The sequence below is a fragment of the Rhodoferax sp. GW822-FHT04A08 genome (assembly GCF_058801025.1).
The window spans coordinates 1-26,542 of record NZ_JBXAMW010000011.1 but is presented as its reverse complement, the minus strand read 5'-3'; the positions used below and the strand labels follow the sequence as shown (position 1 = coordinate 26,542).

The window sequence follows — 26,542 nt, the reverse complement described above, 5'->3', positions numbered from 1 at the left end:
ATAAGGTGAAGTTAAGGTGACGCACAGACAATCATGTCTAAAACAAAGACTTTGGCATGGCTCCCAATTCCCGAGGTCTGATCGCTGACGCGATGATTCGGCAATAACAAACAATAGCAATAGCGAGGTGTCACCATGCGTACCAATCTACCTGTCTCCCAGCACGCGTACGTGGTTCCATCGGAGCAGACCTTGGTATCTGTTACAGATCTCAAGGGGCGTATCGTCTATTGCAATCCCGCTTTTATTGAAGTCAGTGGCTTTGCGGCCAGCGAGCTTTTGGGTCAACCGCACAACATGGTGCGTCACCCGGATATGCCAGAAGAGGCGTTTCGCGATCTGTGGGACACCATTCAGGCCAAACAACCCTGGAGTGCTCTGGTAAAGAATCGCCGCAAGAATGGTGATCACTATTGGGTCCGCGCCAATGCCACCCCCATGGTGGATGGCGAGAAGATCACGGGCTACTTGTCTGTGCGCACGTCCCCATCGCCCGATTCCATTCGTGAAGCGGAAGAGCTGTATGCCGCAATGCAGGCCGAGGCGAAGACTGGTCGCGTTACCTTGAAGCTGCACAGAGGGCAGGTCGTGCGAACCGATTTAAAGGGGCGTTTTTTCCAGCTGTTCAAGCCCGGTTTGGTGGCCCGTCTGGCATGGATCCAGTGTCTGCTTATGGCGCTGGTGGTGGCAGCTTCCGCTCTGGCGCTGCCGTTGCTGCCCATGGCATTGTTGGCCGTGGGCATTGCCGCAGCAACGGTATGGACCACGTGGCGCATGACCATCAAGCCATTGCAAAGTCTGGTCGCCGATGCCAATCACCTGGCAGCCGGAGACTTGTCTCACAAGGTGCCCGTCAGCGGTCAAGGCCTGCTGCGTGAACTGCGGCAGGCAATGCGGCAGATGTCTGTCAATCTGCGTACCGTGGTGAGCGATGTGCGGGAGGAAATTGAACAAGTCAGCCGCTCCGTGCGGGAGATTGCAGACGGCAATCAGGATCTTTCTGCACGTACGGAATCGCAGGCTAGCAGTCTGGAAGAAACGGCAGCGTCCATGGAGCAGATCAATAGCGCCGTGAAAACGAGTGCTGCATCTGCCAAGCAGGGGGCCGAAATGGCGTTGCAGACCCAGGCCGTCACGCACAACAGCAATGAGGCTGTGGCCCAGGTTGCTCACTCCATGCACGAGATTTCAGAATCGTCTGGACGCATTACCGAAATCATCCACCTGATAGAAGGCGTGGCTTTTCAAACCAATATCCTGGCCTTGAATGCAGCGGTGGAAGCAGCTCGTGCGGGCGAACAAGGCCGGGGGTTCGCTGTGGTGGCCGCCGAAGTGCGCTCGCTGGCCCAGCGCACGGCTTCAGCCGCCAAGGATATCAAGCAACTCATCACCGAATCCAATGGGCGCATCACGATTGGCAGCGACCAGACCCGCTTGGCACAAGAAAGAATGAAGGGCGCATTGGACGCAGTCGACCAGGTCAACACCATGCTGGGCGAGATCACCACTACGTCATCCGAACAGACACAGGGAATTTCCCAGATAAACGAGGCCATTGCGCAAATGGACACCATTACCCAGCAGAACGCTGCCATGGTTGAAGAGTTGGCGGCCACAGCCAATGCCCTGGCGCAACAGGTGCAGGGCGTGAGCAATTCCATGCGATTGTTCCGATTGAAGGCCGGAGACCAAACGATTGACCAGGTGGACGCAGTTTCGTTGCGAAGGTTGGGTAAATCAAATTGATCTGATCGCTGGTCATTTGGTTCAGAACACCTCGTTCGTTGGAAACGGAGAGGTCTTTCAAACAGGATTTTCGGATAGCTGTGAATGCGGAGTGCGAATGCTGTGCCCGTTTCCGCCGGTCGCGACTGGCAACTTTGGGCGGCAAATCAGCCGATTCTGTTCAGGCACGAATTGTTTTTATAAATTGATCAAGCACTTTCATACTTTCACATAGTGCTTGTTCGGCATCCACTCCCCAAGTATCGAATTGACCATCGATGCGCATTCGCGCCAATCCATAGGCCAACGCGCGGGCACCCAAAACGTATTGGGCGACATCGCCAGGCCTCAGGTAGCCTTGATCAGCTGCGCTCTGCATCAAGTGCATCATGGTTTGCTGAAGTTCATTATTGCGCTGGCGCAGACCTGGGCTGTCATAGTCGATAACCGCGCGTGTCGAGATCACTTGGAAATGTGTGGGATTCGCAAAAGCCCATCGCAAAAATCCTTCGCCAATCGCGCGAAACTTGTTTAGCGGATCATCTTCAGACGCAAGTTTTAGTGTCTGCTTCACGGCCTCCATCAATCGATCCTGGGCTTCTTCAGCCACCGCAGTTAACAATGCCGTGCGACTTTGAAAATGACGAAATGGTGCCCCCGGAGATACGCCAATACGACGCGCAAGTGCGCGCACGCTAACGGCTTCCAGGCCTTGCTCTTCAATGAGATCAACTGCCGCAGCAATTAATGCTTGGCGAAGATCACCGTGGTGGTACCCGCGCTCAGCTTCGTCAATTTTTTTTATTGGCATTAATTCAAATTTTTGTAATCGGTGATTACATTGTACTAGAATGGAATGTAATCGATGATTACTTTGTTTATGAAAGAAACACGCAAATGCTTACCGAATTGCAGAAACGCCTTGCTTCTTTGTTATTGACCTGGATTCTTGCGGCATCTGGAATGCCCACTGCCTGGGCAGACGCTGCTTCAGTGATTTCTCACATTCCGCCCGAATCTGCCCCCGAAGCAGCTAACTTAACAAAGGTTCATCTAGATGTTGAGGCACCGTTGCCAGGTCCGCTCGCGCATGGTGCGGTGGTTATTCCGTTCCATGCCGATCATTTGCAGATCGCGCCGGTATATGGTGCGACCGCCGCGCAAGTACTGCCCCGACTGGGGCATCTGCATCTGACCCTCGACAACGCAAGCTGGCACTGGGTGCAAGCGAGTTCCGATTTGATCGTTATCCAAGGACTGATCAGTGGTAAGCACACATTGCAGGTGGACCTGGCCGACGCCAATCATGCCGTGCTCGATAGCCGCTTGATTGCGTTTACGGTTCCCGAACATTGACCTTCGATGAATTTTGTGAGTAGCCGGGGATCAAACTGTGGGCTGCCAGATGGCCTGACAGCCGCTTAGCAGTCATTGGCGATCGTCTGCTAGTGATAAAGCCCCCACCGGCAGTCCAACTCGGTCTGCCCTGAACCAGTCGTTGAATATTGGCAAGGTCCCCCGGACCCATTTTTAGGAATTGGATCCCTTGGAGCGGTGTTCGATGCAACGAGACTGTTTCACATTGCCGATGCGAATGCCGGTGGAGGATGTCAGGATATGCACTTGGGCGTGATGCTCAGTCAGATGGAGCCACACACCTGCTGCCATCAATGCAGCTGCTGTCCAGAAACTGGTACCAGTGGGCTCCGCAAATGACGAGCTGCTTGGCAAACGGTGTGTTGACACCAAACAGGATAGCTGCCCCTAGTGCAGGCCATGCAGCACGGTGCAACCCCGTCACGTGATCATCTTTCTGCACATGCAATAGATGAACTGCTGGTCTGTGCCAAACGGTGTGTGGTGCAGCTGCTCCTCGTGAGTCAGTAAGGTAAACGCTTCGCCAAATTCAGAATGAAGCTCCTCAGGCGCATAGCGCATCACCGGCAGGCCACTGCATTGGGTCGGCCCCTTGGTTCCGAAAGTGGCCATGATGACGTGACCTCCCGGCTTAAGCGCGCGCAGCACTTGCTTTACGTAGGCCTTGCGGTCCTCATCCTTTGTAAGGAAGTGAAACACCGCACGGTCATGCCAGATGTCAAAGCTGTAGGGCTCGAATACCGCTTGTGTGACGTCAGTCTCCATCCAATGCACGCACTCGCCTTTGGCTCCCAGACGTCGCCGGGTCTCGCCCAATGCGACGCCGGACAAATCCAGCACCGTTATCGCGCGGTAACCATCTTCAAGCAGATCATCTACAAGTGTGGAAGCGCCACCGCCTACATCGATGATGGCGGCATCGCGCCCCAATCCAGTGTCGTGAATCAAGCGCATGGACATCTCCGCATGGGGCTGAAACCAGCTCACGTTATCCGGTGCCTTGGTGGTGTAAACCTTTTCCCAGTGCTCTTTGTTTTGCATGCTTGTCTCCTTGTCTTGCTTTAATCCTGATGAGGATGCTGTTCGAGTTTAGTTTCGGGTCCTTTAAAAGCCATGTTTTATGGCTTGGTAGACATGCGTGAGTCGTCAACATAAAGCAGCCCCTCGTCTTGCATGCGCCGCAAGGTTCGATAGAGTGCCTCGTGAGACAGCCCAAGCTCAGCAGCCCATGACTTGCGGGAGTTGGTTAAGGTTAAAGCACCATCTATCCCCTCGGATTCAATGTAATGTGTGATCCGGTCGGCTGCGTTGTGAAGGCTCAACCTTTCGCACTGGGCGCGAAGCTTGCGAACCTCTTTGGCAAGCTGGGATTGCCAGGCTCTGCGGAATTCCGGATCGTCTTCCAATGCAGAGCGAAACGCATTGACTGAGAATTTAAGGATAGTCGTTGACTCTGACGCGATTCCGTCGCAATGGTACGTGCGAGAGTCCAGACTGGCTTCTGCAATGAATCCTCCGCGCGAGCGTTGCAATATGATCTCGCCGCCTTGGCTGTCCCAGCGAATCAGGCGTGCTTCTCCAGAGATTACCAAGTAGATGTTTCGTACTGGATCTCCTGTGCGGAACAGCGTTTCGCGCGCCGGTGCGTCAATTTGCCGCGCCTGCATTCGCAGGTTCTCCGGGATCAGTGCCGCAGCAGGCTGCGTACTTACTAGGGATGTCCAATCCAATTTGTCAGAAGATCGATTCATATGATTTGAATCATATCCATTCGGAGCGGTGACGCCCTAGGATCGATCAAACGTTTATTTTGGAGAAAGCCGTGCTTAAAACCATCACCGCCTCGTGCGCTTTTGTCATCCTTGCATCAGGTGCCAATGGCCAAACAATGGATCCCACGACCATGGACCATTCGAACATGGATCATGCCGCCCATATGAAAATGATGGAAGCGGCCCAACGCCAAGCTGTGGTCGCTGAGCGCGGCAAAGATGTCATGCCTTTTAACCTCGCAGCGACGACGCACATTTTCACCAAGACAGCGGAGGGCGGTACGCAGCAAGTTGTGGCGAAAAAGTCCACCGATAAAGCTCAGGTGAACTTGGTGCGCGGGCATTTGCAAGAGATTCGCGAGCAGTTTTTGAAGGGTGACTTTTCAGGCCCATCCCATATTCATGGAATGGACATGCCAGGGCTCGTCGATCTCAGAGCTGCCAAGCCGGGACAAATTGCAATCGAATACAAAGATGTCGCGGGTGGGGGACAGTTGACCTACAAGACAGCAGACGCCTCGCTCGTGGCAGCGCTTCACAAATGGTTTGACGCACAACTGTCCGACCACGGCAAGGACGCAGTGGAGGGACACGTAAACCATGCCGACATGGCCAAACCCTGACAAACAGGGGCTCAACAATTGAAGGAAATGGGTATTCGTTTGATCCAACAGATCGGCTGGCATATGTGAATCAATTTACCGGCCATGCGATCATTTACCCTGGTCAGGCGTAACCCGCGCATGGCGGCAACCCACCATACCGATCTTTAGAACTTATCCAGCCACGTTTCCAAGCGAGACTGGCAATCACGCCATAGGCTACTGCTGCCCCGGCATTCCATACGGCAAAGGCTGCAGTTGTCAAAACCAGAAATCGTTCCACCTTTTTTGATCCAATGTGGCGGCCTTCCTAAGGCCAACTCTGCCCTCGCCATAAAAAGTAGTACGCCAAGCGCAGGTGTTGGAAACAATCGAAAGATCGTGCCCACAGAATCGGGAAAAAACAGCCCAATGAACAAAAGCATGCTTCCGAGAATGATGGATGCGCCGCCAGTGCGCGCTTCGAACTTGACGTGCCCGGCTATGCCAACCGCGGTGCCGTCTCAGTATAGTGATGGCCACGGACGCAGTTGCGTATATGCATTTGCAGCAACGATGGTCTAGTTCAAACTTTGACGAACAGATCGGCTCAAGCTGAGTCCTTATCGCCAGCCAACCGCGCGCAGTACCATTCAGAAAATTAAACGAGGCAAGACATGAATTTCAAGTTCGGAGCATCCCTATCAGCTGCAATGTTTGGTCTGACTTTGTGTGCCTTTGCCCAGGCCAATCCAGAAATTTATGATGGGCCTGCAATTTCCGTGTTTCCTGAGCATGAAAAGATTGGCAAAAGCTACCCGCTGAAGCAGGCCCTATCAGACGGCAAACGCTTGTTCATTACGAAGTTCAATCTGGCAGATGGCGCTGGGCGCCCATTTGCCACCGAACACAACTTTCCCACACGGCGTTCAGAGCCCGGGCCCCGTTTTCAACGCATTGCCGGCCCCGATGCGAACTCCTGTGCGGGATGCCATAACCAACCCAAAGTGGGCGGAAGTGGAGAGTTCGCCGCCAACGTGTTTGTCGCTGCCCCGCAGTTCGGAGCCACACCGAATGAATCCATCAACGCTGCATTTGCCAATGAGCGCGTCACGCGCAGTTTGTGGGGAATCGGAGGTATTGAAATTGCGGCTACCGAGATGTCCCGTGAGCTGATCCGCCAGCGCGATGCAGGAATACGCCAGGCCCAAAAGGAAGGTCATGACGTTGAGGTGAAACTCAGTGCAAAGGGTGTTCGGTTCGGCACTATCGTGGTCACGCCCGATGGCGATTTGGATTCCACCAGGCTGGAAGGCATCAGTCCGGACCTGGTGGTCAAACCGTTCAATGCCAAGGGCACGGTGGTATCCATCCGGGATTTCACGGTCGTGGCGCTGAACCAGCACCACGGGATTGAGCCGGTGGAAATGTTTGGCGAGACCCGAACAGGATTCAAGGACTTTGACGGAGATGGCAAGGAAGGCGAGTTCTCCAATGGCCAGACGACGGCGCTGTCCCTTTGGCAAGCGTCATTGCCAGCACCCAATAACCGGGGATTTCAAAAGCACCCTGGTTTCAAGTTGTTCAAGCAGATTGGGTGTGATGGATGCCACATCCCTGCAATGCATCTTCAATCGAATGTCTTCAAGGAGCCCAACGAATTCAATCGAGAAGGTGTTCTGGCACCGGCAGATACCAAAAATGTCATACGCATGCCGCTGGCCCTGGAACGCGAAGGCAAGACCTTTGTGATCAACGCATACACCGACCTCAAGCGCCACGTCATGTGCGATGAAAAGCGCAACTACTTCTGCAATGAACGCAAGAAACAGGACAAGGTTCCGCTCAATGAATTCATGACAAGCAGGCTGTGGGACCTCAACACCAAGGCCCCTTATTGCCACCGCGGAGACTGTACAACCATCACAGAAGCCATTGAGGCGCACGGTGGCGAGGCTGCAGCCTCAACCGATGCTTTTGACGCGCTGCCTCGCAAGGACAAGGTTACTTTGGTGCAGTTTCTGAAGAGCCTTGGCTCACGCGAAGCGTTGCGTTGAGTGATACGGGGGGCGCCGCGTCTGCGGGCTTTGGCGCCACCCATTGTTTGGCGCCCGTGGCCTTGTCCAGTACATAGAAGCTGTTCGGCGCCACAGTCTGCCATGGGCTCCACTGGCCACCGTTGTTGGGCCATTGCACCCGCACCTTGACGTCGGACGCGTTGCCCAGACCGAAATGCAGCCAGCCCAGATGCCCACTGGCGTGCCCACCCCCAATGGTGTTTTCACGCCGAATGATGCGGCCACCCAGATCGACTTCAATCCAGGCGCCAATGGCATCGCGATTGGAGTCGTCTTCGTGAAGGCGAATCTGCAGCCACCCTCCCAATCCGTTGCTGACATTTCGCCACAGTGTGGCATTCGCCAAGCGATTGACCACCACCATATCCAGCATGCCGTCGCCATTGAAGTCCGTCAGCATGCCTCCGCGTCCGGTCAGATACGTAACAATTCCAGCCTTGTCTCCCACCTCCTCAAAGCTGCCATCCGGCTTTTGCAGAAGCAGGTCATTGGTGTCGCGGCTGGCGAAGTCCGCCATGGTTGACACATTGCCCTTCACGATCCACAGGTCGGCGTAGCCATCGTTGTTCACGTCCTCAAACTGCGCATGCCACGCAGTGGACGGTTTGATGTCTCCACCCACGTAAGGGCGATGTGCCGTCGCTCCGCGCTTGAACGCTACGTCGGAGTAGCTGGGTTTGAGTACTCCCTCCATGCTGTCGAGCTTCTGCAACTTGTTGTCGGCCATGCTGGTAATGAACACTTCCGGATAGCCCGTGCCATCGAGGTCCATGCTCGCGATTCCCATGCCCCAAATCTGCAGAGGCTTGAAGCCGTCGCTTTGCGCGTAGCTGCGTGGCGGTTTGCCTGGTTGCATCTGCCACAGCTGTTCGCGCCCGTTTTTATAGTATTCGCGGTCATTGGCGACGCGCAAATCAGCGTGACCGGAACGGTTCCAGTCACTGAACAGCATCGACAGGCTGCAAAAGCTCGGCTCCAATCGCATGGGTGCACCGTATGTGTTTGCCGTGGGCTCGGGGCGGTAAATGACCGCGGGCGTGCAGGTGCCCCACGGATAGCGTTTGCGCTTGAGGTCGGTGTATGTTCCAAAGGCAAGCGTGGGCAATCTGTTGCCGGCCTCCCATGTCGCGCTGAATGCGGTGTGCCAATGTTGCGGTGTGTGGATATTCCATCGGTCGTTGGCCAACTCGAATTTGCAATTTCCCAGGCCGCGGTAGATTTGTACTTCGCCAACCCGCAAAACCACCAAATCCGTCTTGCCGTCGCCGTCAATGTCAATGGGATAGGCACCAATGGCGTTGGTTGTTTCCAGCCCGGAAGTCTCTTCGGTGAACTTCAGGGGACCTCCTGGCGCAGATTGGTTGCGGTAGAACTTGGACCGATTGGCACCCGCCGTCAGGTACATGCTTGGCAGCCCGCTGTCGTCGCAGTTGAAGGTGGCCACGCCGCCGCCTACCAAAAACTCATCGTCTGCGTTTTCGAACCTGCTTTCGATGCCGGCAGAGGCCGTTTCTTCGGAAAACTTGGGGATGACAAGCGCCTGAGCATGGGCAAGCGATTGACTGATGCCAAAAGCCATCAGGGCTGTGGCAAGCATTTTGCTTGCGGAGTTCGTTATGGGGCAGAACATAGAGGGAGGAGTCCTTTTACGTTCTCCGATCATAATTCCCGCCATGGCCTCACGGGATTGCGGTCAACCCTCAAGCAGAAGCAGTCGCTTGCAAGCAGTCTCTCCAATTGAGATCGCATCAACTGCAAGTGTTATTTCTTCTTGAAGACCTTTTTGCGCCAAGCCATCTCAAATGCAGCGAACTCTTTGCTGGTCAGCAGGAAATCCCTGCTTGCGCTGAACATCTCTACCGCCAAGTCAATAAAAGCCCGCTCTCGCCTGGGTTGCGCATTTCGACTTACATAGTAAATGTGCACGCCGACATTTTCTGACATGAAGCAGTCACGTCGCCCCCTTTTGTTGAAAGACATCATCATGTATCCTTGCGAAAAAATTTTTGATGTGCTTCATAGCTCATCGGATAGGCCGATGTATCTTTCTTCATTTTCAACTTTCGAATTGACACGGGTCTTCTCAAGTCACACCCGTTCCACAACGTCAAAGTCAACGTACCAACGGTTGGTGATCTCCTTCGAGGAAGTATTCCTTTGGCGCAGAGTGATCAATTGGAAAGGGCTTCCAACCGTTCTTCAGCAACGCACGTCGGAAGGACAAAAACGACGCACTCTCTGCAGAGGCGTAGCTTGTGGTGAACTTCCACGGGTTTCCCTTTTCAACAAAGTGAACCCGCAGTTCCCGGTTGAGTGAGTGCACGTGGCCTTTGCTGAACGACAAGTACTTCATCAATAAGCCCTCGCTCTGAGTGGCGTCACCATCAGGCAGGTAGCTGTTCTCCGGAAAGCCGATGGATCCATCAAATTCTTCGGTTACAGCGGCACAGGTGCTGTGCAAGGAGGGCAGGTGGAGAAACTGCGGTTTGCCACGGGAAGCAAACGGATCGATGAGCAAGAAGACCTCTGTCTTCTTGAATCGACCCGATCCCATGTAGTGCCCCTCAATGCAAACCACATCGGGTCGTTTTTCATTCTTGGCGGCTGCATATGCCGAGACGGAACCAAGTGAATTTTCCTTCGGAGCTTTGGCGGAGTCTTCAAGAGCGCGAGCATCAGCGAAGCGATAGACCTTGCCATTGATTGCCACCTTTGCGTAGGTCGAGCTGGTGGTGATGCTCAACTTCTTGGCACCAAGTTGCCCGTGGAGGTCTCGGCAAGAATCTTCTTCACCGCAGAACCCCTTTTCCCCTTTGAGTGAATAGCGCTCGTTCTCCTTATCCGGTTGCAAAGCGAATTTGAACAACGCTCCTGGCATCTGCTCATAGAAGGTCTCGTAGCTTGTAAAAACATCGCCTGCCTGTGCGGCAGAGACGATCACGAGGCTCAACACCAAAGCGGGGGCGAGCCTACTTCTCAACATGTACCAACCGCAGTGCCAGTCGGTCATCTGCCGACGAATGGTCTCCCGACATGTACCCAACATATCCATCAGTAAAGTCAACGTACCACGCCGCACCATCCGCAAACATGTCGCAAGTCCAGTAAGCACCTCCGTTTAGTGGTGCGTCTGGAAAAATCGTGGCGTCGATCTTCATGCCCTTTTTGCTTGTATCTACTAACGTTGCCAGTTCATTCTTGGTGGGTATCGTCGGAGACAAAGCGCAACGAAGATCCTACGCACACACCGCCTTTTGCGGTGCGGGCTCCGGACCAGGCCATCTCGTATCGTGTGTAACGTTTATTGCTTGGGGTAGTCACATAAATCTCCTGAAGAGTGAAGGAGATGTGACTGTGCCGATGGACGACTAAAGCGTCTGGGTGAATTGTTTAGAGCTGAACTGTTTCGATTGTTTTGTTGAGATGTTTTGTGTTGCTGATTGAAGACCGATAGACCGTTTACACAACCGCCCTTCAGAAGGCCATGGTTCTTTGAGAAGGGACTGAAGTGCTGAGAGAACAGTCACTCATAAGCGGATACTCAATGCCCGACTTGGGCCAGTTGCGGGCATTCTCGGGAGGCGGCTTCCAGGCAGTGAGGTTACTTTGATCGAGCCGGCCCCAGCAATGCCAACTCGATAGCAGCCGCAATCTGGTCTGCGAAGACCCGGCTTTCAACCGCCCGCGAGAGTGTGACCGCACCTACCAATGAAGCCATGGCCGCGCACGCCGCATCAACGTCTTTCGGCGCACGCGGCGATGCAGGTCCGTCGACAACAGCTTGCGCAATTTCACGCAACGCCACCTCGAAGGCCATTCGCGACTCCTGATCGGAGCGTGCCACTTCGATTGGCATCGCCTGCAGCGTGCATCCCTCTGACAAGTCACAGGTGCGCTTCACGCTCAGATAGAACCTCACGAACTCTGGCCACCACCGGTGTCCATGCGCTGCTTGGAAATAGAGAATTCCACCGCGTAGCTCGTTCATTCCATGCTTCAGCGACTCGCGGAAGGCAGCTCCCTTTGAATCGAAGTGCACGTAGAAGGCGCCAGAGGTAACACCAGCCTCTTTTGCCAAGCCATCCACGCCCGTGCCGGCATATCCCCCTTTGCGAAATGCGCGGCCAGCGCCCTCAATAATGCGCTGGCGCGTTTGCTCCTTCTGTTCAGCCCTTGACATCGAGATTCCTTTCGATCGCGTAGAGCGCATTGTAGTTGACCGAAGAACGATCGTTATGTATAGTTGAAATCACGGTCGTTACCCGACGCTCGATTGGCGAGCGTGTTCGCAATGTGACACCGTAACCATCTAACTAGGAGTTTTGATGCCTCTCACCCTCACCCTCACCGAAGGCGTTTTGCCGAAGGGCCAAGAACAGCTCGCTTTCGCCCGGCTCTCAGATGCCATGATCAAGTGGCACGGATTGACTGGAAACGCGGCCATCACGCCGAACATTGTTGGCTCCATCAACGTCGTGTCAAAGGAGCACACGTTCTCCGGATCGAAGGAGGCCTCCGTTGCATTTGTCGAGTGGAAAGTTCCAGCGTTTGCATTCAATAGCCGCGAGATTCAGTCGGGGTACATCGAAGAGGCCACCGACATCATTCATTCGATGTCAGGCGGGCGGCAGCCCAGAGAGCGTATCTGGGTCAACGTAGTTCACGCCGTGGATGGCGCCTGGGGAATTGGCGGCGTCGCGCTGACCAATGCGCAGCTCGCCGGCTGACCTGGCAAGACTCGTCAGTCTTCACGGGGAGGGCCTAGAGCACTTCCCGTTTTACCGAAGGAGAATGCGATGCAGCTTTCAAACTACCTGTTCTTTACTGACAATTGCGAGGAAGCTCTCGCCTTTTACGAGGCGTGCGGCCTCGGTCAGATTGTCGAGATCCTGCGGTACGGGAAGGATGGGATGCCAGCCAAGAGCGAGGCGATGCGCGGGAAGGTCATGCATGCCAAGTTCCAAGGGCGCGGCGTCGTCTTCTATGCGTCGGATAACGATGACGCTGAGCCCATGAGAGGGTCCGCGCATCATCTGGAAATGGACGACCGGACTTCGACCGATTGGCTGTTCTGCGCCTTAGGCTCAGGGGGGATCGTGACAACTGCGCTTGGCATGCAACCGTGGGGCGACTACTACGGAAAGCTAACGGATCGATTTGGCGTGCAATGGATGCTGAACTGTCATGAATCTCCTTGCCAATGAACACGTGCGAGGCAGAGCCGCTAGAAAGAGCCGGTGCCGAATGGCAGCTCCCAGGCTTCGAATTAGCAGAACTGAATGTCGCTGATGGGTCGGAATCAGTCTTTGGGATTCGCGCTATGAGTCACTTTTTCCAACCCAAAGCCGCTTCCCCCATTCCCCATTCCAAGCAACCCCCACATTGACACCTCACCATCCCACCCCCTACATTCTTGACCTTCATCAACCCAATATAAACAGCGAGAGGGGCACGACATGGACAAAGGTCTGGGGCTGCGGTGGATCAAGATGGCGGCGGTGTATCTGACCGTCGGGGTGGCGTTGGGCATTCACATGGGCAAGAGCCATGACTTTGTGCTTGCGCCGGTGCATGCGCACATCAACCTGTTGGGTTGGGCCACCATGGCCTTGATGGGGGTGTTGCACCATCTCTTTGCGGCGCAGCTGGCCAACAAGCTGGCGCAGGTGCAGTTCTGGTTGCACCAGGTGGCCACGCCGGTGATGTTGATTGCGCTGGCAGCGATGCTGATGGGCAATGCAGCAGTGGAGCCCGTGGTGGGCATCGCCTCGCTGGTGGTTGGCGTGTCAGTGCTGCTGTTTCTCTACAACGTGCTGCGCAACCTGCGCGCTGCTGCCAGCTGACGCATTGCCGCTGCGGGCAAAGAGCACGATGCCCGCCAGCGAGATCAGTAGGCCCACGGCCATTTGCCACGACAGGGGCTCGTCAAACATCAGCCAGGCCCAGACCATGGTGATGGGCGGGCTCAGGTACAGCACTGCCGTGACGCGCGCAGCCGAGGTGTGGCGCAGCGCCAGGTAATACAGGCTCCACGACCCAAACGTGGCCACAAACACCAGCCATAAGATGCCGCCAATGAAGCGTGGGTTGGTCGACGGCATGACGCTGCCCTCAAACCCCGCGCATACGGCAAACACGGCCGCCGCGCTCAGGCACTGGATGCAGAGCTGCTGGTACACCGGCATGTTTCTGGAAGGGCTGTTCTTTTGCAGCAGCGTGGCCAGTGCCAGTGCTGCCGTGCCCAGCATCGGCAGGCCATAGGCCCACAGCGGCGCTTCACCACCCTGGGTACTGACGCCGGAGGCCACCACCACGCCCAAGAGGCCAACCACCGTGCCAACCCACTGCCGGCCCGACAGCGCATGGCCCAGCACGGGCCACGACAGCACCGCCACCACCAGCGGCAGCATGTCGGTCACCAGTGCCACCAGGCCGATAGGTACGCGCTGGCCTATGGCCAATGCAAAGCTGCCCAGGTAGGCTGCCATGGCCAGTGCGCCAAAGAAGATCTGTGCGCGCACCTGCGCCCATGGCATGCGCGGCCCCAGGCACAGCGCAATTGGCAACAGCAGCACGCCCGACACCAGGCTGCGCCAAAGCAGGATGGAGAAGATGGGTGCGTAGTCGCTGGAAAAGCGAATGCCTACAAAGCCGCCGCTCCAGCTCACCACCATGGCGGCTTCCAGCAGCAGGGCCAGGGCGACTGTGCGTGCGCGTCCCTTGGGTTGGGGTGTGGTGTGGCGCGCTGTTTCCTGCAATGTGCTGACTCCCTTTGCCTGGTGCAGCCATGCTAAGCGCCGATGCGGCTATGCCCTTGGAGCGCCACGACCCCAACTAGCGCAAATGCGCCGGTGCAGCCTCAGCTCCACGAATCCATCAATGCCGCGCCCTGCTCGATCAGGAAATCCTTGAAGGCGCGCGCAGCCGGCGAGAGCGTCTTGTGCTTGAGGTGCGTCACATACCAGTGGCCCGGGGGCGGCAGGTCCTTGACGTCGATGAGCGCAATGTGGCCACTGGCCAGCTCATGGCGCATGGTGCGCATGGACAGAAAGCTCAGGCCCATGCCCGCCATGACGGCCTGCTTGATGGTTTCGTTGCTGGGCATTTCCATCTCGATTTGCAGCGGCGTCTTGTGCTGGGTAAACAGGCGCTGCATGGCCGCACGCGTGCCTGAGCCTTCTTCGCGTACCACGAACTTGTAGTCGGCCAGAGCCGAGAAGGGCAATTGCTTGCGGCGCACCAGCGCGTGGTTGGGTGCGGCCACAAAGGCCAGCGGGTTGCTGGCAAACGACGTGGCCTCGATGTCCATGTCCGAGGGGCTGCGCCCCATCACCACCAGGTCCACCTCCTTGCGCGCCAGCAGGCCCAGCACGTTCTCCCGGTTGTCGATCTGCAGCTGCACGTGGATGCCCTCGAACAGCTTGCCAAACTGCACCAGCAGCATAGGGATGAAGTACTTGGCCGTGCTCACCACAGCCAGGTCGATGCGGCCTTTCTTCAGGCCCACATGGTCGGCCATCTGCGCTTCCAGGTCCTTGAACTGGCCCATGGCTGCCTGCGCGTGGGTCAGGAACACCTGGCCTGCGTGGGTCAGGCGGATGTTGCGCCCCTCAGGCTCCAGCAGTGCCAGGCCAAAGGCGTCTTCGAGCTGGCGGATCTGCATGGACACCGCCGGCTGCGTGACAAACAGCCGCTCGGCCGCCTTGGACACGGACTTCTGCCGCGCTACTTCCAGAAAGGTCTGGATTTGCTTGAGTGTGTAGGGACGCATGGTGGGCTTATTGTGGGTGCAGTTGCATTAGTTAAAGCTGATGCGTTGTCCAGAAAACGTGATTGGAGTTTATGGGTGCAGCCCCGTAAAGTAAATCCCAAGTTGCCGCTCAGGTGACCCGATTTTCCCCAACCAGCGAGGCAACCCGGCATGTTGAAGGCCCTGATTTTTGATGTGGATGGCACCCTGGCAGACACCGAGTCCGCCCACCGTGCGGCCTTCAACCAGGCCTTTGCCGAAATAGGCATGGACTGGCATTGGGACGAGGCGCTCTACACCCGGCTCTTGCATGTGTCGGGCGGCAAGGAGCGCATTGCCCACTACTGGCAGGAGGTGCACCCCGAGGTGCGTGCCATCGACGGCGTGGCCTTGCAGGACACGGTGAACCGCCTGCACGAGCTCAAGACTGCGGCCTACAATGCTGCCGTCAACAGTGGCGCGGTGGTGCTGCGCCCGGGCGTGCTGCGCCTCATGTCCGAGGCCCACGCGCAGGGGCTGCAACTGGCCATTGCCACCACCACCTCGCCAGTCAACATTGCGTCCTTGCTGCGCCGCGCCCTGGGCGCGGACTGGCGTTTGCAATTCAGCGCCATTGGTGATGCGTCCACCGCTCCCATCAAGAAGCCGCACCCGCAGGTGTACCTGCAGATGCTGCAGGCACTGGGTCTGCAGCCCCAGGAATGCATAGCCTTTGAAGATTCTTCCAACGGGCTGCAGGCGGCACGCGCTGCCCAACTGGCTACGTTGATCACGCCCACCAGCTACACCGCCGACCACGACTTTGATGGCGCCTTGCGTGTGGTGCCGGACCTCACCCATGTGGACCTGGTGCGCCTGCGCAGCTGGCACGCACAAGCCCTGCAATGAAAGACACCATGACCGCGACCGACTTCACACCCACCCGGCTGCGCCTGGCGCCCTCCATCCTCTCGGCCGACTTTGCGCGTCTGGGCGAGGAGGTGCGTGCCATTGAAGCTGCCGGTGCCGACCTGGTGCACTTCGACGTGATGGACAACCACTATGTGCCCAACCTGACGATTGGCCCGCTGGTGTGCGAGGCGATACGCCCGCATGTGTCCATCCCCATCGACGTGCATCTGATGGTGGAGCCGGTGGATGCGCTGGTGCCACTGTTTGCCAAGGCAGGTGCCAACCTCATCACCTTCCACCCCGAGGCCTCGCGCCATGTGGACCGCACGCTCTCGCTCATCCGCGACCACGGCTGCAAGGCCGGGCTGGTGCTCAACCCGGCAAGCCCCTTGCAGTGGCTGGACCATGTAATGCACAAGCTCGACATCGTGCTGCTCATGAGCGTGAACCCCGGCTTTGGTGGCCAGCAGTTCATACCCGCCACGCTGCCCAAGTTGCGCGCCGTGCGCCAGCGCATCGATGCCCACATGGCCGCAGGCGGCCAGCCCATCTGGCTGGAAGTGGATGGTGGCGTGAAGACCGACAACATCCAGACCATCGTGTGCGCCGGCGCCGACACTTGCGTGGCTGGCAGCGCCGTGTTTGGCGCACCCGATGCCGATGGTGGCTATCGCACCGTCATGCACACCCTGCGCAGCCAGGCGCTGCAGCGCTGAGGCCCCCGAATTTTCAGCAATCCGAGAGACCCACCATGCCCCTGACCAACCGCTCCACCCTGACGCAGTTCCTCATCGAGGAGCGGCGCAATTTCCCCAACGCCAGCGGCGACTTCAATGCCCTGATCCTGGACGTCGCCCTGGCCTGCAAGGCCATTGCCCGCGCCGTGGCCTTTGGCGAGCTGGGCGGCGTCATGGGCAACCATGCCGAGCACACCGGCGGCTCCATCAACGTGCAGGGCGAGACGCAGAAGAAACTGGACGTGCTCTCCAACGACGTGTTCATCCAGCGCACCGCCTGGGCCGGGCATCTGGCGGGCATGGCCTCGGAAGAGATGGAGCAGCCCTACCAGATACCGGCGCAGTACCCGCGCGGCAAGTACCTGCTGGTGTTCGACCCGCTGGACGGCTCCAGCAACATCGATGTGAACGTGTCGGTGGGCAGCATCTTCTCGGTGCTGCGTGGCCCGGACAACGGTGCCGATGTAACCGAGGCAGACTTCCTGCAACCCGGCACCCAGCAGGTGGCTGCGGGCTATGCGCTCTACGGCCCTACCACCATGCTGGTGCTCACCGTGGGCACCGGCGTCAACGGCTTCACCCTGGACCCCAACCTGGGCGAATTCATGCTCACCCACCCCAAGATGCAGATCCCCGCGGACACGCAGGAGTTCGCCATCAATGCCTCCAACAGCCGCTTCTGGGAGCCGCCCGTCAAGCGCTATGTGGACGAGTGTCTGGCCGGCAAGACCGGCCCGCGCGACAAGGACTTCAACATGCGCTGGATTGCCAGCATGGTGGCCGAGGCGCACCGCATCCTGATGCGCGGCGGCGTGTTCCTCTATCCGCGCGACACCAAGGACGCGGCCAAGCCCGGCCGCCTGCGCCTGCTCTACGAGGCCAACCCAATCGGCATGGTGATGGAGCAGGCCGGTGGCCGCGCCAGCACGGGCGTCGGGCCGGTGCTGCAGGTGGAGCCCATTGGTCTGCACCAGCGCATCGGCCTGGTGTTCGGCTCGCGCAACGAGGTGGAGCGCATCGAGCGCTACCACGCTGAGCCCGTCCGCAAAGACCTAACCAACCCCCTGTTCGCCGAACGCAGCCTGTTCCGCGACTGAAACGAATTCACAACTTGAGGAGAGCAACCCATGTCCGAGCGGCATCCCATCATTGCCATCACCGGCTCCAGCGGGGCGGGCACCACGTCGGTGACCCGCACCTTCGAGAACATCTTCCGCCGCGAGAAGGTCAACGCCACCATCATCGAGGGAGACAGCTTCCACCGCTATGACCGCCAGGAAATGAAAGTGCGCCTGGCCGAGGCCGAGAAGAAGGGTAACAAGAACTTCAGCCACTTCGGCCCCGAGAACAACCTGTTCCCCGAGCTGGAAGCCCTGTTCGCCAACTACGCGCTCACCGGCACCGGCAAGCGCCGCAAGTACCTGCACGACCCGGAGGAGGCAGCGCCCTACCAACAGGAGCCCGGCACCTTCACGCCCTGGGAAGACGTGCCCGCCAACACCGACCTGCTGTTCTACGAAGGCCTGCACGGCGCGGTGGTCACGCCCGAGGTCAACATCGCGCAACACCCGGACCTGCTCATCGGCGTGGTGCCGGTGATCAACCTGGAGTGGATACAGAAGCTCTGGCGCGACAAGTCCAAGCGCGGCTACAGCACTGAGGCGGTGACCGACACCATCCTGCGCCGCATGCCGGACTATGTGAACTACATCTGCCCGCAGTTCGTGCACACGCATGTGAACTTCCAGCGTGTGCCCATGGTGGACACCAGCAATCCCTTCATCTCGCGCGACATTCCTTCGCCTGACGAGAGCATGGTGGTGATCCGCTTTGCGCAACCCAAAGGCATCGACTTCCAGTACCTGCGCAGCATGGTGGACGGCAGCTTCATGAGCCGCGCCAACACCATCGTCGTGCCCGGCGGCAAGATGGAGCTGGCCATGCAACTGATCTTCACGCCCTTTATCTGGCGCATGATGGAAAGGAAGAAACGCTAACCCCCGTCCGGGCTCACTGCGTGTAGCCCGTTCCCCCCTTGCAGGGGGCAATACCGGCGGACCGGCGAAGCCGGTTCCGCGGTATTCCTGGACAAGACACAGCGCTCGCAGCGTGCTTCTCTCTCACTTGATTTTTTGTATGCATCAAACTATGAATAGTCCTTCGCCTGACATGGCCCGCAAGATGGCCAACGCCATCCGCATGCTCGCAGTGGATGCGGTGGAGGCCGCCAAGTCCGGCCACCCCGGCGCGCCCATGGGCATGGCCGACATTGCCGAAGTGCTGTGGAACCGCCACCTGCGCCACAACCCGGCCAACCCGCAGTGGCCCAACCGCGACCGCTTTGTGCTCTCCAACGGACACGGCTCCATGCTGCTGTATGCGCTGCTGCACCTCACCGGCTACGACCTGCCCATGGAGGAGCTGCGCAAGTTCCGCCAGCTCCACAGCAAGACACCCGGCCACCCCGAGGTGGACGTCACCCCCGGCGTGGAAACCACCACCGGCCCGCTGGGCCAGGGGCTGGCCAACGCAGTGGGCATGGCACTGGCCGAAAAGCTGCTGGCTGCCGAGTTCAACCGGCCCGGCCACGATGTAGTGGACCACTTCAGCTATGTCTTTTTGGGCGATGGCTGCCTGATGGAAGGTATCAGCCACGAGGTGTGCTCGCTGGCCGGCACGCTGCGCCTGTCCAAGCTGGTGGCCTTCTACGACGACAACGGCATCTCCATCGACGGCCATGTGGAGGGCTGGTTTACCGATGACACGCCCGAGCGCTTCAGAGCCTATGGCTGGAACGTGATTGCCAACGTCAACGGCCACATTCCGGAGGCCGTCGATGCGGCGGTGCGCACCGCACGGGCGCAGGCGCTGCTGCCCGATGGCAAGCCCACGCTGATCTGCTGCAAGACGGTGATCGGCATGGGCTCGCCCAACAAGGCCGGTACCCACGATGTACATGGTGCGGCCCTGGGTGCGGAAGAGGTGACCGCCACGCGCGCCGCGCTGGGTTGGGATCATCCGCCTTTCACCATCCCCGCAGACGTTGCCGATGCCTGGAATGCGGTGCAGCGCGGGCAAGCGGCAGAGCAAGCATGGCGGCTGCAGTTCGAGTCTTACCGCAACCACTTTCCGGAGCTGGCTGCCGAGTTCGAGCGGCGCATGTCCGGCGCGTTGTCCGCCCGGTGGGACGTCGCATTGCCAGCCTTGCTGCAATCCATTGCGGCCAACACACAGGCCCATGCCACGCGCAAGGCCAGCCAGAATGCGCTGGACGTATTGGCGCCCTTGGTGCCCGAGTTCTTTGGCGGCAGTGCCGACCTGACCGGCTCCAACCTCACCAACTTCAAGGGCTGTGTGCGCGCCGGGCGCGACACCTGGGGCAACCACCTGAGCTACGGCGTGCGCGAGTTCGGCATGGCCGCCATCATGAATGGCATGGCGCTGCATGACGGCTTCATTCCGTATGGAGGCACCTTCCTCACCTTCAGCGACTACAGCCGCAACGCGGTGCGCATGGCCGCGCTCATGAAGCAGCGGGTGATCCATGTGTTCACCCACGACTCCATCGGCTTGGGCGAAGACGGCCCCACGCACCAAAGCGTGGAGCATGTCCCCAGCCTGCGCATCATTCCAGGCCTGGACGTATGGCGGCCAGCGGACGGGCTGGAAACAGCGGTGGCCTGGGTCAGTGCACTGGAGCGTGCCGACGGGCCCAGCGCGCTGTGCCTGTCACGCCAGAACCTGCCGCAGGTCACGCAGTTGACGATGGTGGCGGACATACGCCGCGGCGCCTATGTGCTGCGCAACATGCCGGATGCGCGGGCCATCATCCTCTCCACCGGCTCTGAAGTGGAACTGGCCTTGCAGGCCCAGGTCACCTTGGCCGAGCAGGGCATTGCCACCCGCGTGGTGTCCATGCCGTGCAGCAATGTGTTTGACCGCCAGCCATTGGACTACCAGGAATCCATCCTGCCGCTGGCCCTGCCCGTGGTGGCTATTGAGGCGGCGCATCCGGACTTTTGGCGCAAATACGTGGGGCGCACGGGCGTGGTGATCGGTATGCCGGGCTTTGGCGAATCGGCACCGGCCAAGGACTTGTATGCACACTTTGGCATCACGGCGGAGCGTGTGGTGCAGGCCGTGAAGTCCCTGACATGAGTGCCTTCGACCTTGTCCTGTTCGATCTGGATGGCACGCTGATCGAGACCGCACCCGAGATCTGCGATGCGGTCAACGACACGCTGCGCCAGACCGGGCGGGCACCGGTGACGCAGCAGCAGGTCAACGACTGGATAGGGCAGGGCACCCGCGAGCTGCTGGTGCAGGCACTGGCGTTTTCCAACCAGGTCCACGCCGAGACGGTGCGTGCCAGTGCGGGCTTTGCCGAGATTGCGGCCATCTTCAATCGGCATTACCAGCAGCGCTGCGGCACGCGTAGCCGCCTGTACCCGCAGGTGCGCGAGACGCTGGTGGAGTTGCGCGTGCGTGGCGTCAAGACGGCGGTGGTGACCAACAAGGAAGGCCGCTACACCGACATCGTGCTCAAGGCCCATGCGCTGGACAGCCTGCTGGACATGGTGGTGAGTGGCGACACGCTGGCCGTCAAGAAGCCCGACCCCGCGGGCGTTGCGCTGTGCCTGCAGACGCTGGGCGTCCGTGCTGAACGTGCGCTGTTTGTGGGCGACTCCAGCATCGACGTGGCCACCGCCCGCAACGCCGGGGTGCAGGTATGGGCCTTGCCCTATGGCTACAACATGGGCCAGCCCATTGCCGCCAGCCTGCCGGACCGCGTCATTGCCGACTGCTCGGCGCTGCTGGCTGGCTAGCCGCAGCACCGCTTTCATTTTTCAAAAACTGAGGAGAATTTTCATGGCCCTTGTGTCACTGCGTCAGGTGCTGGACCACGCTGCCGAATACGGCTACGGCGTGCCCGCTTTCAACGTCAACAACCTGGAGCAGATCCAGGCCATCATGGAGGCGGCGCAGGCCACCGACAGCCCGGTGATCCTGCAAGCCTCTGCCGGTGCGCGCAAGTACGCGGGCGAGAGCTATCTGCGCCACATGGTGCTGGCCGCGGTGGAGGCCCACCCGGATATCCCGGTGGTGCTGCACCAGGACCATGGCGCCAGCACGGCGGTGTGCATGCAGGCCATACGCTCGGGCTTCACCAGCGTGATGATGGACGGCTCGCTCAAGGAAGACGCCAAGACGCCGTCCGACTACCAATACAACGTGGACGTAACGCGCGAAGTCTGCCGCCTGGCCCACAGCATCGGTGTGTCGGTGGAAGGCGAGCTGGGCTGCCTGGGCAGCCTGGAAACCGGAGCCGCCGGTGAGGAAGACGGCTCCGGCGCCGAAGGGCACCTCACCCACGACATGATGCTGACCGACCCGGTGCAGGCCAAGGACTTTGTGCGCCAGACCGGCGTGGATGCGCTGGCCATTGCCATAGGCACCAGCCACGGCGCGTACAAGTTCACCCGCAAGCCCACCGGCGACATCCTGGCCATAGACCGCATCGCCGCCATCCATGCCGAGATACCGAATACGCACCTGGTGATGCACGGCTCCAGCAGCGTGCCACAGGAGTGGCTGGCCATCATCCGCAATTTTGGCGGCGACATCAAGGAAACCTACGGCGTGCCAGTGGAAGAAATCCAGCGCGGCATCCAAAGCGGTGTGCGCAAGGTCAACATAGACACCGACATCCGCCTGGCAATGACCGGCGCCATGCGCCAGGCCTTTGCCCAGCAACCGTCCGAGTTCGACCCCCGCAAGGCCCTGATTGCCGCTCGCAAGGCCGCGCAGGGCATTTGCCAGAGCCGCTTCGAAGCTTTTGGCTGTGCAGGGCGGGCCAGCAAGATCAAGCCGGTGAGTCTGGACGCGATGGTGCGGCGGTATGTCTGAGGTCAAGCACCGCTGAATCACAAGGCATTGGCAGCATGGAATGTGCAATGATGTCGACCTTCTAAATACATGAAAAGGGAGGTTATTCAATGCTGCGGTCGAACCACAAGGGCTTGTCGTTTGTCTGTTTTTTACACCTTGTAGGGTTGCTATGCGCATTGCCCTCACTGGCAAGTGCATCCGATTTATTCCCATCTGGGCGTGTGCGGGCCTACCAACGGTTTGAAGTGCTGGAACCAGGGGCCACTGCCGGGGGATACCCCATCTTTCAAGGCCAGCGCGCCTGGAGGATTGCCACGGCCGATACCACAGCAAACAACCTCGGGATACAAATTGGCTCTGTGCAACTGATAAGCCCCATTGGGGTTGATTACTTCGCAGAAATGTCGCTGACGACAGCAGGGGGTGGCATTGAACAGTACGAAGGCTATTTTTCTGCAGACCCTTGTGCAGTAGCGGTACCGGCCTTGGTGAAGGTCAACAAAGGAGCATCCCGCTTTGACAACTGCCTGGTCATCAACCCTCGGGTTGTGACCATCATGAACAAGCCTGTGACGACGCTCTTTGTTCATATCCGCAATTCGCAAAATAACTGGCGACTTTATGACCTCGGACTTTTGTTGGCAGTGGACGCACTGGGGTTTACAGATGCATCAAGCGCCGACTGGGGTGCCGCCGCTGTCGAACAGGACCCTGAAAAGAAAAAGTTCCTTGAGAAATTGACCGTGTGGGCAAGGTTGCTGCAGGATGGTGTCAATCGGGCCATTGGCTATGAGAAACCGCAGGATGCTTTCAAGGACGTCCCTCCGCTGAATACACTTCTGGCGCCCAATGCCATGGAAAAGCAGCTGAAATTCGATCGCGCTCTGACTGAACGCAAGTCAGCGCCTAACGCTGGCGTTTCTTACATCTACTGTGAAAGCCAAAAGAAGATGGTGCCAGAAGATGGAAAGAGCTGCCCAGACTTGTAACGCCCAAGTGCTAGCTATGATGCACACGCTCTTGAAGCTGACGGTACTTTGAATCCTGGGAATGCATATGAACATCCGACTGGCACGTGAAGACGACTTCGCACAATGGCTGCCCCTCTGGCAGGGCTACCAGACGTTCTACAAGACGCAAATAGCGGAGGCCGTGACCGCCAAAACCTGGGCGCGTTTTATGGACCCCGCCGAGCCCATGCACTGCGCAGTGGCGGAATTGGAAGGCAAGCTTGTCGGCATGGTGCATTACATCTTCCACCGCAGCTGCTGGACCGCGGGCGACTATGTCTATCTGCAAGACCTGTTTGCCGATCCTGCCGTGCGGGGCACGGGCGTCGGACGCGCCCTGATTGAACATGTGTACGCCAAGGCCGCCGAGGCCCAGGCCTCAAGGGTATGGTGGCTCACCCACGAATCCAACACACAAGCCATGCTGCTGTACGACCGCATCGCGGACAAGAGCGGTTTCGTGCAGTACCGCAAGCTGCTGTGACTGAGCGTGCATTGCACTGCACACCTTTGAACTTCACCGTGAATTCACCGCAATCGGCAAGGGGCGGGAGCGGTGTTCCGGAAGAGCTAGGCGACTGTCCGTGATTGGGGAATAGCTGCATTCTGCGGCGGATGGGGGTGACGGATACAAGCTGGAAGCGGAAATGAAGAACGCAGTCATCGCAGGCAGATTCCGACTCAAAGGCGACGTACGAGACTATGAATTGCCTTCCGTACAGCGGTCACTCAATTGACAGACATTCATTTCAATTCCGCTGCGAAAGTTGACGTTAAAAATGCGAAACTAACGCCGAACTTCCCTTGCTACTGCATCGCAAATGTTGCTATTCGCGATAACTCAAAGGCTTCCAAAATACGGTTCGATCAATTTTGTCCAAACTGACTCGTCCCGTCATTGCCATTGCACCCTCCAGTTCTCTACGCAGAATATTCACTACAGAATGGACGCCCCGCGCACCGTCAACGCATAAACCATAGACATACGGGCGCCCGATCATCACAGCATTTGCGCCATAAGCGAGTGCCTTCAGAACGTCGGTTCCACGGCGAATTCCGCCGTCGATAAGGACAGGAACACGGCCTGCCACACGGTCCACAACTGTGGCTAGAACTTCAATCGATGATGGCACTGTGTCCAATGCCCGTCCTCCGTGATTCGACACCACGATACCTGCGACTCCATGTTTTATTGCCTCGTCGGCATCCTGTGGGGTCATGATTCCCTTGAGGATGATCGGTATGGTTGCAAATGATTGAATCCATGCCAGATCTTTCCAACTGAACCGACGCCTAGGTCGACCACCGCCGCCTGGCCCTGCAATGATTCCCAAGTTCGGAAATGGCATCTGAGGTGCTTGTGCCCGCGTCCGTTCTTCGCGATACCGTGCAAAGGCAAAGGGGTTGTCGACCGTGATGCACAGGGCTTTGCACCCAGCCGCTTCTGCTCGTTGAATCAATGCCTTTACCCCGGCCAGATCATCCTCGACATAGAGTTGAAACCAAACTGGTTTGGAGGTGGCCTGGCAAATTTCTTCAATGCTTCTGTTAGACACCGTGCTTGCGACCATGATGGAATCTGACAGATCAGCGCCAATCGCAGTTGCAACTTCACCTTCTGGGTGCGCCAGCATATGAGAAGCAGTGGGTGCAAGCACGATGGGGTGACTCATGGGTACGCCAAACAGCGTCTGGCGCATATCGATACTGCTTACATCCACCAAAATTCTGGGTGTTAAGAAGATGCCATCAAATGCACTTTGGTTTCGACGCAATGTGATTTCATCTGCCGCACCGCCACTTATGTAGTCCCATGCGGATGCTGTCATCAACGTCTTCGCAGCGTCCTCGTAGTCATTGAGGCAGACAAGCGGTGATGAACTAGGTGCTGACGCACTGAATTGATTGATATTTGTCGCAGCGTCTTTTTGCATGGTTATCTAGTTTGGAATTTAAATAGTGTCTGATCAATTCAAAATGGAATCTCCCGACCTCAGTTGGCATGCCAACTCTGCGCATTCCGTAACCTGTCAATCAGAGTCTTTCGCCGGCAGGAAAAGTTAAAAATATGTCCACCGATTAGCGGTCCGACCGTAAGTACTTGGCCGGTCTCCGTCAATTGCACTTGCACAACCTAAAACCGCTTTTCGCGGTACAGCCGCGTAGGCGATACAGCTTAGACAGCCAACAACTTCAACTTCTTTGGTACTAACATTAAACGACTAAAGTATGCGACCAAGCCACTGCTCGCCTCAAGGCAGGTGGCCCTCTATCAGTGCAATACTACCTGTGGCGGCTCGCTGGCGAATGTCCTTGAGCGGTGTGTATTCTGCAGAAAAGTAAAAGGCTTTAAGCGCTGTCATGTCTGGAAATTCGAGAATGACCTGGCGCTGGGCATTCGCATCACCCTCAACCACTTCCACCGCACCTCCGCGAACGAGGTAGCGCCCGCCATACTTGGAAATGATTGCTGGCACCTGCGCAGCGTATTCTTTGTACAAGACCGTGTCATGGATCTGAATATTGCCGTGAAGGTACGCTGTCATTTGGATTTACTCCTTTGCTATGGTGGCGCTACTCTAAACCACTTCGCTCAAGCATCGCCATTTCTCTTTTGTTGGTATCTTGTGAGCGATGGACGCCACCGGCGAACGGCAAGTCCAAGAGTACCCGTCGGCGTGCACTCAGGAGGACTTCCAATATGCAGCCGCACGAAGGCTTCCGCTATCGCG

29 protein-coding genes are annotated in these 26,542 nt (G+C 57.9%); 16 read left to right on the top strand and 13 right to left on the bottom strand.

Annotated features, from left to right (window positions below; genetic code table 11):
- Positions 1 to 135 precede the first annotated feature (135 nt).
- A complete protein-coding gene (locus tag AC1RMF_RS19090; protein ID WP_342616653.1) occupies positions 136 to 1,746 on the top strand; it encodes a methyl-accepting chemotaxis protein in 1,611 nt (536 codons plus the stop codon).
- A gap of 160 nt (positions 1,747 to 1,906) precedes the next feature.
- Here AC1RMF_RS19090 and AC1RMF_RS19085 read toward each other — a convergent pair whose 3' ends face one another.
- Positions 1,907 to 2,419, bottom strand: a complete 513-nt coding sequence (locus AC1RMF_RS19085; protein ID WP_342616654.1) for a TetR/AcrR family transcriptional regulator — start codon at positions 2,417 to 2,419, stop codon at positions 1,907 to 1,909.
- Between the two features lie 53 nt (positions 2,420 to 2,472).
- Here AC1RMF_RS19085 and AC1RMF_RS19080 point away from each other — a divergent pair, with 53 nt between their 5' ends.
- Positions 2,473 to 3,081 carry a DUF6130 family protein gene (locus AC1RMF_RS19080; protein ID WP_493143580.1) on the top strand — a complete coding sequence of 203 codons (609 nt, stop codon included), beginning with the start codon at positions 2,473 to 2,475 and terminating at the stop codon, positions 3,079 to 3,081.
- A 441-nt stretch (positions 3,082 to 3,522) separates the two neighbouring features.
- Here the strand turns inward: AC1RMF_RS19080 and AC1RMF_RS19075 are convergent, their stop codons facing one another.
- Together AC1RMF_RS19075 and AC1RMF_RS19070 are read right to left on the bottom strand one after the other, a co-directional pair.
- The gene (locus tag AC1RMF_RS19075; RefSeq protein ID WP_493143578.1) at positions 3,523 to 4,143 is read right to left on the bottom strand and encodes a class I SAM-dependent methyltransferase; all 621 of its coding nucleotides are present in this window, start codon (positions 4,141 to 4,143) and stop codon (positions 3,523 to 3,525) included.
- Between the two features lie 77 nt (positions 4,144 to 4,220).
- Positions 4,221 to 4,853, bottom strand: coding sequence for a Crp/Fnr family transcriptional regulator (locus tag AC1RMF_RS19070; RefSeq protein WP_493143576.1), 633 nt, complete (start codon positions 4,851 to 4,853; stop codon positions 4,221 to 4,223).
- 71 nt (positions 4,854 to 4,924) lie between these two features.
- Between AC1RMF_RS19070 and AC1RMF_RS19065 the strand changes: the two genes are divergently transcribed.
- Positions 4,925 to 5,497: an aspartate carbamoyltransferase gene (locus AC1RMF_RS19065; protein WP_493143575.1), complete on the top strand. Its 573-nt coding sequence runs from the start codon at positions 4,925 to 4,927 to the stop codon at positions 5,495 to 5,497.
- Between the two features lie 146 nt (positions 5,498 to 5,643).
- On the opposite strand, the gene AC1RMF_RS19060 is transcribed toward AC1RMF_RS19065, so the two are convergent.
- On the bottom strand, positions 5,644 to 5,961 hold the full coding sequence (locus AC1RMF_RS19060; RefSeq protein WP_493143729.1) for a putative sulfate/molybdate transporter: 318 nt from the start codon (positions 5,959 to 5,961) through the stop codon (positions 5,644 to 5,646).
- Between the two features lie 276 nt (positions 5,962 to 6,237).
- Between AC1RMF_RS19060 and AC1RMF_RS19055 the strand changes: the two genes are divergently transcribed.
- Positions 6,238 to 7,512: a di-heme oxidoredictase family protein gene (locus AC1RMF_RS19055; protein WP_493143573.1), complete on the top strand. Its 1,275-nt coding sequence runs from the start codon at positions 6,238 to 6,240 to the stop codon at positions 7,510 to 7,512.
- Here the strand turns inward: AC1RMF_RS19055 and AC1RMF_RS19050 are convergent.
- The 5 genes from AC1RMF_RS19050 to AC1RMF_RS19030 all read right to left on the bottom strand — a co-directional run bounded on the left by AC1RMF_RS19050 (position 7,460) and on the right by AC1RMF_RS19030 (position 11,713).
- The gene (locus AC1RMF_RS19050) at positions 7,460 to 9,130 is read right to left on the bottom strand and encodes a CRTAC1 family protein (protein WP_493143572.1); all 1,671 of its coding nucleotides are present in this window, start codon (positions 9,128 to 9,130) and stop codon (positions 7,460 to 7,462) included. The genes AC1RMF_RS19055 and AC1RMF_RS19050 overlap by 53 nt on opposite strands.
- 164 nt (positions 9,131 to 9,294) lie before the next feature.
- Positions 9,295 to 9,513, bottom strand: coding sequence for a hypothetical protein (locus AC1RMF_RS19045; RefSeq protein WP_493143570.1), 219 nt, complete (start codon positions 9,511 to 9,513; stop codon positions 9,295 to 9,297).
- A 133-nt stretch (positions 9,514 to 9,646) separates the two neighbouring features.
- Positions 9,647 to 10,543, bottom strand: a complete 897-nt coding sequence (locus AC1RMF_RS19040) for a hypothetical protein (protein WP_493143735.1) — start codon at positions 10,541 to 10,543, stop codon at positions 9,647 to 9,649.
- A complete protein-coding gene (locus AC1RMF_RS19035; protein ID WP_493143568.1) occupies positions 10,503 to 10,754 on the bottom strand; it encodes an Lcl C-terminal domain-containing protein in 252 nt (83 codons plus the stop codon). Before AC1RMF_RS19035 ends, AC1RMF_RS19040 begins: the two co-directional genes overlap by 41 nt.
- A 380-nt stretch (positions 10,755 to 11,134) precedes the next feature.
- Positions 11,135 to 11,713: a TetR/AcrR family transcriptional regulator gene (locus tag AC1RMF_RS19030; RefSeq protein WP_493143567.1), complete on the bottom strand. Its 579-nt coding sequence runs from the start codon at positions 11,711 to 11,713 to the stop codon at positions 11,135 to 11,137.
- A 145-nt stretch (positions 11,714 to 11,858) separates the two neighbouring features.
- Between AC1RMF_RS19030 and AC1RMF_RS19025 the strand changes: the two genes are divergently transcribed.
- The 3 genes from AC1RMF_RS19025 to AC1RMF_RS19015 all read left to right on the top strand — a co-directional run bounded on the left by AC1RMF_RS19025 (position 11,859) and on the right by AC1RMF_RS19015 (position 13,376).
- Positions 11,859 to 12,260, top strand: coding sequence for a 4-oxalocrotonate tautomerase (locus tag AC1RMF_RS19025; protein ID WP_493143565.1), 402 nt, complete (start codon positions 11,859 to 11,861; stop codon positions 12,258 to 12,260).
- A gap of 69 nt (positions 12,261 to 12,329) precedes the next feature.
- On the top strand, positions 12,330 to 12,737 hold the full coding sequence (locus AC1RMF_RS19020; protein ID WP_493143563.1) for a VOC family protein: 408 nt from the start codon (positions 12,330 to 12,332) through the stop codon (positions 12,735 to 12,737).
- A gap of 252 nt (positions 12,738 to 12,989) precedes the next feature.
- Positions 12,990 to 13,376 (top strand): hypothetical protein, encoded by a 387-nt coding sequence (locus AC1RMF_RS19015; protein WP_493143561.1) that lies wholly within the window; start codon positions 12,990 to 12,992, stop codon positions 13,374 to 13,376.
- On the opposite strand, the gene AC1RMF_RS19010 is transcribed toward AC1RMF_RS19015, so the two are convergent.
- Positions 13,320 to 14,291 carry a DMT family transporter gene (locus AC1RMF_RS19010; protein ID WP_493143559.1) on the bottom strand — a complete coding sequence of 324 codons (972 nt, stop codon included), beginning with the start codon at positions 14,289 to 14,291 and terminating at the stop codon, positions 13,320 to 13,322. The two genes, AC1RMF_RS19015 and AC1RMF_RS19010, sit on opposite strands and share 57 nt — an antisense overlap.
- A 101-nt stretch (positions 14,292 to 14,392) precedes the next feature.
- The gene (locus tag AC1RMF_RS19005) at positions 14,393 to 15,304 is read right to left on the bottom strand and encodes a LysR family transcriptional regulator (RefSeq protein WP_493143557.1); all 912 of its coding nucleotides are present in this window, start codon (positions 15,302 to 15,304) and stop codon (positions 14,393 to 14,395) included.
- A 153-nt stretch (positions 15,305 to 15,457) separates the two neighbouring features.
- Here AC1RMF_RS19005 and AC1RMF_RS19000 point away from each other — a divergent pair, with 153 nt between their 5' ends.
- From AC1RMF_RS19000 to AC1RMF_RS18960, 9 genes are all read left to right on the top strand, one after another.
- On the top strand, positions 15,458 to 16,171 hold the full coding sequence (locus AC1RMF_RS19000) for an HAD-IA family hydrolase (protein ID WP_493143728.1): 714 nt from the start codon (positions 15,458 to 15,460) through the stop codon (positions 16,169 to 16,171).
- Positions 16,168 to 16,890 (top strand): ribulose-phosphate 3-epimerase, encoded by a 723-nt coding sequence (gene rpe / locus AC1RMF_RS18995; protein WP_493143556.1) that lies wholly within the window; start codon positions 16,168 to 16,170, stop codon positions 16,888 to 16,890. Before AC1RMF_RS19000 ends, rpe begins: the two co-directional genes overlap by 4 nt.
- A 35-nt stretch (positions 16,891 to 16,925) precedes the next feature.
- Positions 16,926 to 18,008, top strand: coding sequence for a class 1 fructose-bisphosphatase (locus tag AC1RMF_RS18990; protein WP_493143555.1), 1,083 nt, complete (start codon positions 16,926 to 16,928; stop codon positions 18,006 to 18,008).
- 30 nt (positions 18,009 to 18,038) lie between these two features.
- The gene (locus AC1RMF_RS18985; RefSeq protein ID WP_493143553.1) at positions 18,039 to 18,908 is read left to right on the top strand and encodes a phosphoribulokinase; all 870 of its coding nucleotides are present in this window, start codon (positions 18,039 to 18,041) and stop codon (positions 18,906 to 18,908) included.
- A 151-nt stretch (positions 18,909 to 19,059) separates the two neighbouring features.
- Positions 19,060 to 21,069, top strand: coding sequence for a transketolase (gene tkt / locus AC1RMF_RS18980; protein ID WP_493143552.1), 2,010 nt, complete (start codon positions 19,060 to 19,062; stop codon positions 21,067 to 21,069).
- Positions 21,066 to 21,737, top strand: a complete 672-nt coding sequence (locus tag AC1RMF_RS18975; protein ID WP_493143551.1) for an HAD-IA family hydrolase — start codon at positions 21,066 to 21,068, stop codon at positions 21,735 to 21,737. The genes tkt and AC1RMF_RS18975 overlap by 4 nt, the downstream gene beginning before the upstream one ends.
- Before the next feature lie 43 nt (positions 21,738 to 21,780).
- Positions 21,781 to 22,818: a class II fructose-bisphosphate aldolase gene (gene fba / locus AC1RMF_RS18970; protein ID WP_493143550.1), complete on the top strand. Its 1,038-nt coding sequence runs from the start codon at positions 21,781 to 21,783 to the stop codon at positions 22,816 to 22,818.
- Positions 22,819 to 22,907: 89 nt separating this feature from the next.
- Positions 22,908 to 23,789, top strand: a complete 882-nt coding sequence (locus AC1RMF_RS18965) for a hypothetical protein (protein ID WP_493143548.1) — start codon at positions 22,908 to 22,910, stop codon at positions 23,787 to 23,789.
- A gap of 67 nt (positions 23,790 to 23,856) precedes the next feature.
- Entirely contained in the window at positions 23,857 to 24,294 is a 438-nt protein-coding gene (locus tag AC1RMF_RS18960; RefSeq protein WP_493143547.1) for a GNAT family N-acetyltransferase, read from the top strand.
- Positions 24,295 to 24,637: 343 nt separating this feature from the next.
- Here AC1RMF_RS18960 and AC1RMF_RS18955 read toward each other — a convergent pair whose 3' ends face one another.
- Positions 24,638 to 25,744, bottom strand: a complete 1,107-nt coding sequence (locus AC1RMF_RS18955) for an alpha-hydroxy acid oxidase (RefSeq protein ID WP_493143546.1) — start codon at positions 25,742 to 25,744, stop codon at positions 24,638 to 24,640.
- A 318-nt stretch (positions 25,745 to 26,062) separates the two neighbouring features.
- On the bottom strand, positions 26,063 to 26,356 hold the full coding sequence (locus tag AC1RMF_RS18950) for a DUF1330 domain-containing protein (RefSeq protein WP_493143544.1): 294 nt from the start codon (positions 26,354 to 26,356) through the stop codon (positions 26,063 to 26,065).
- Positions 26,357 to 26,542: the final 186 nt, after the last annotated feature.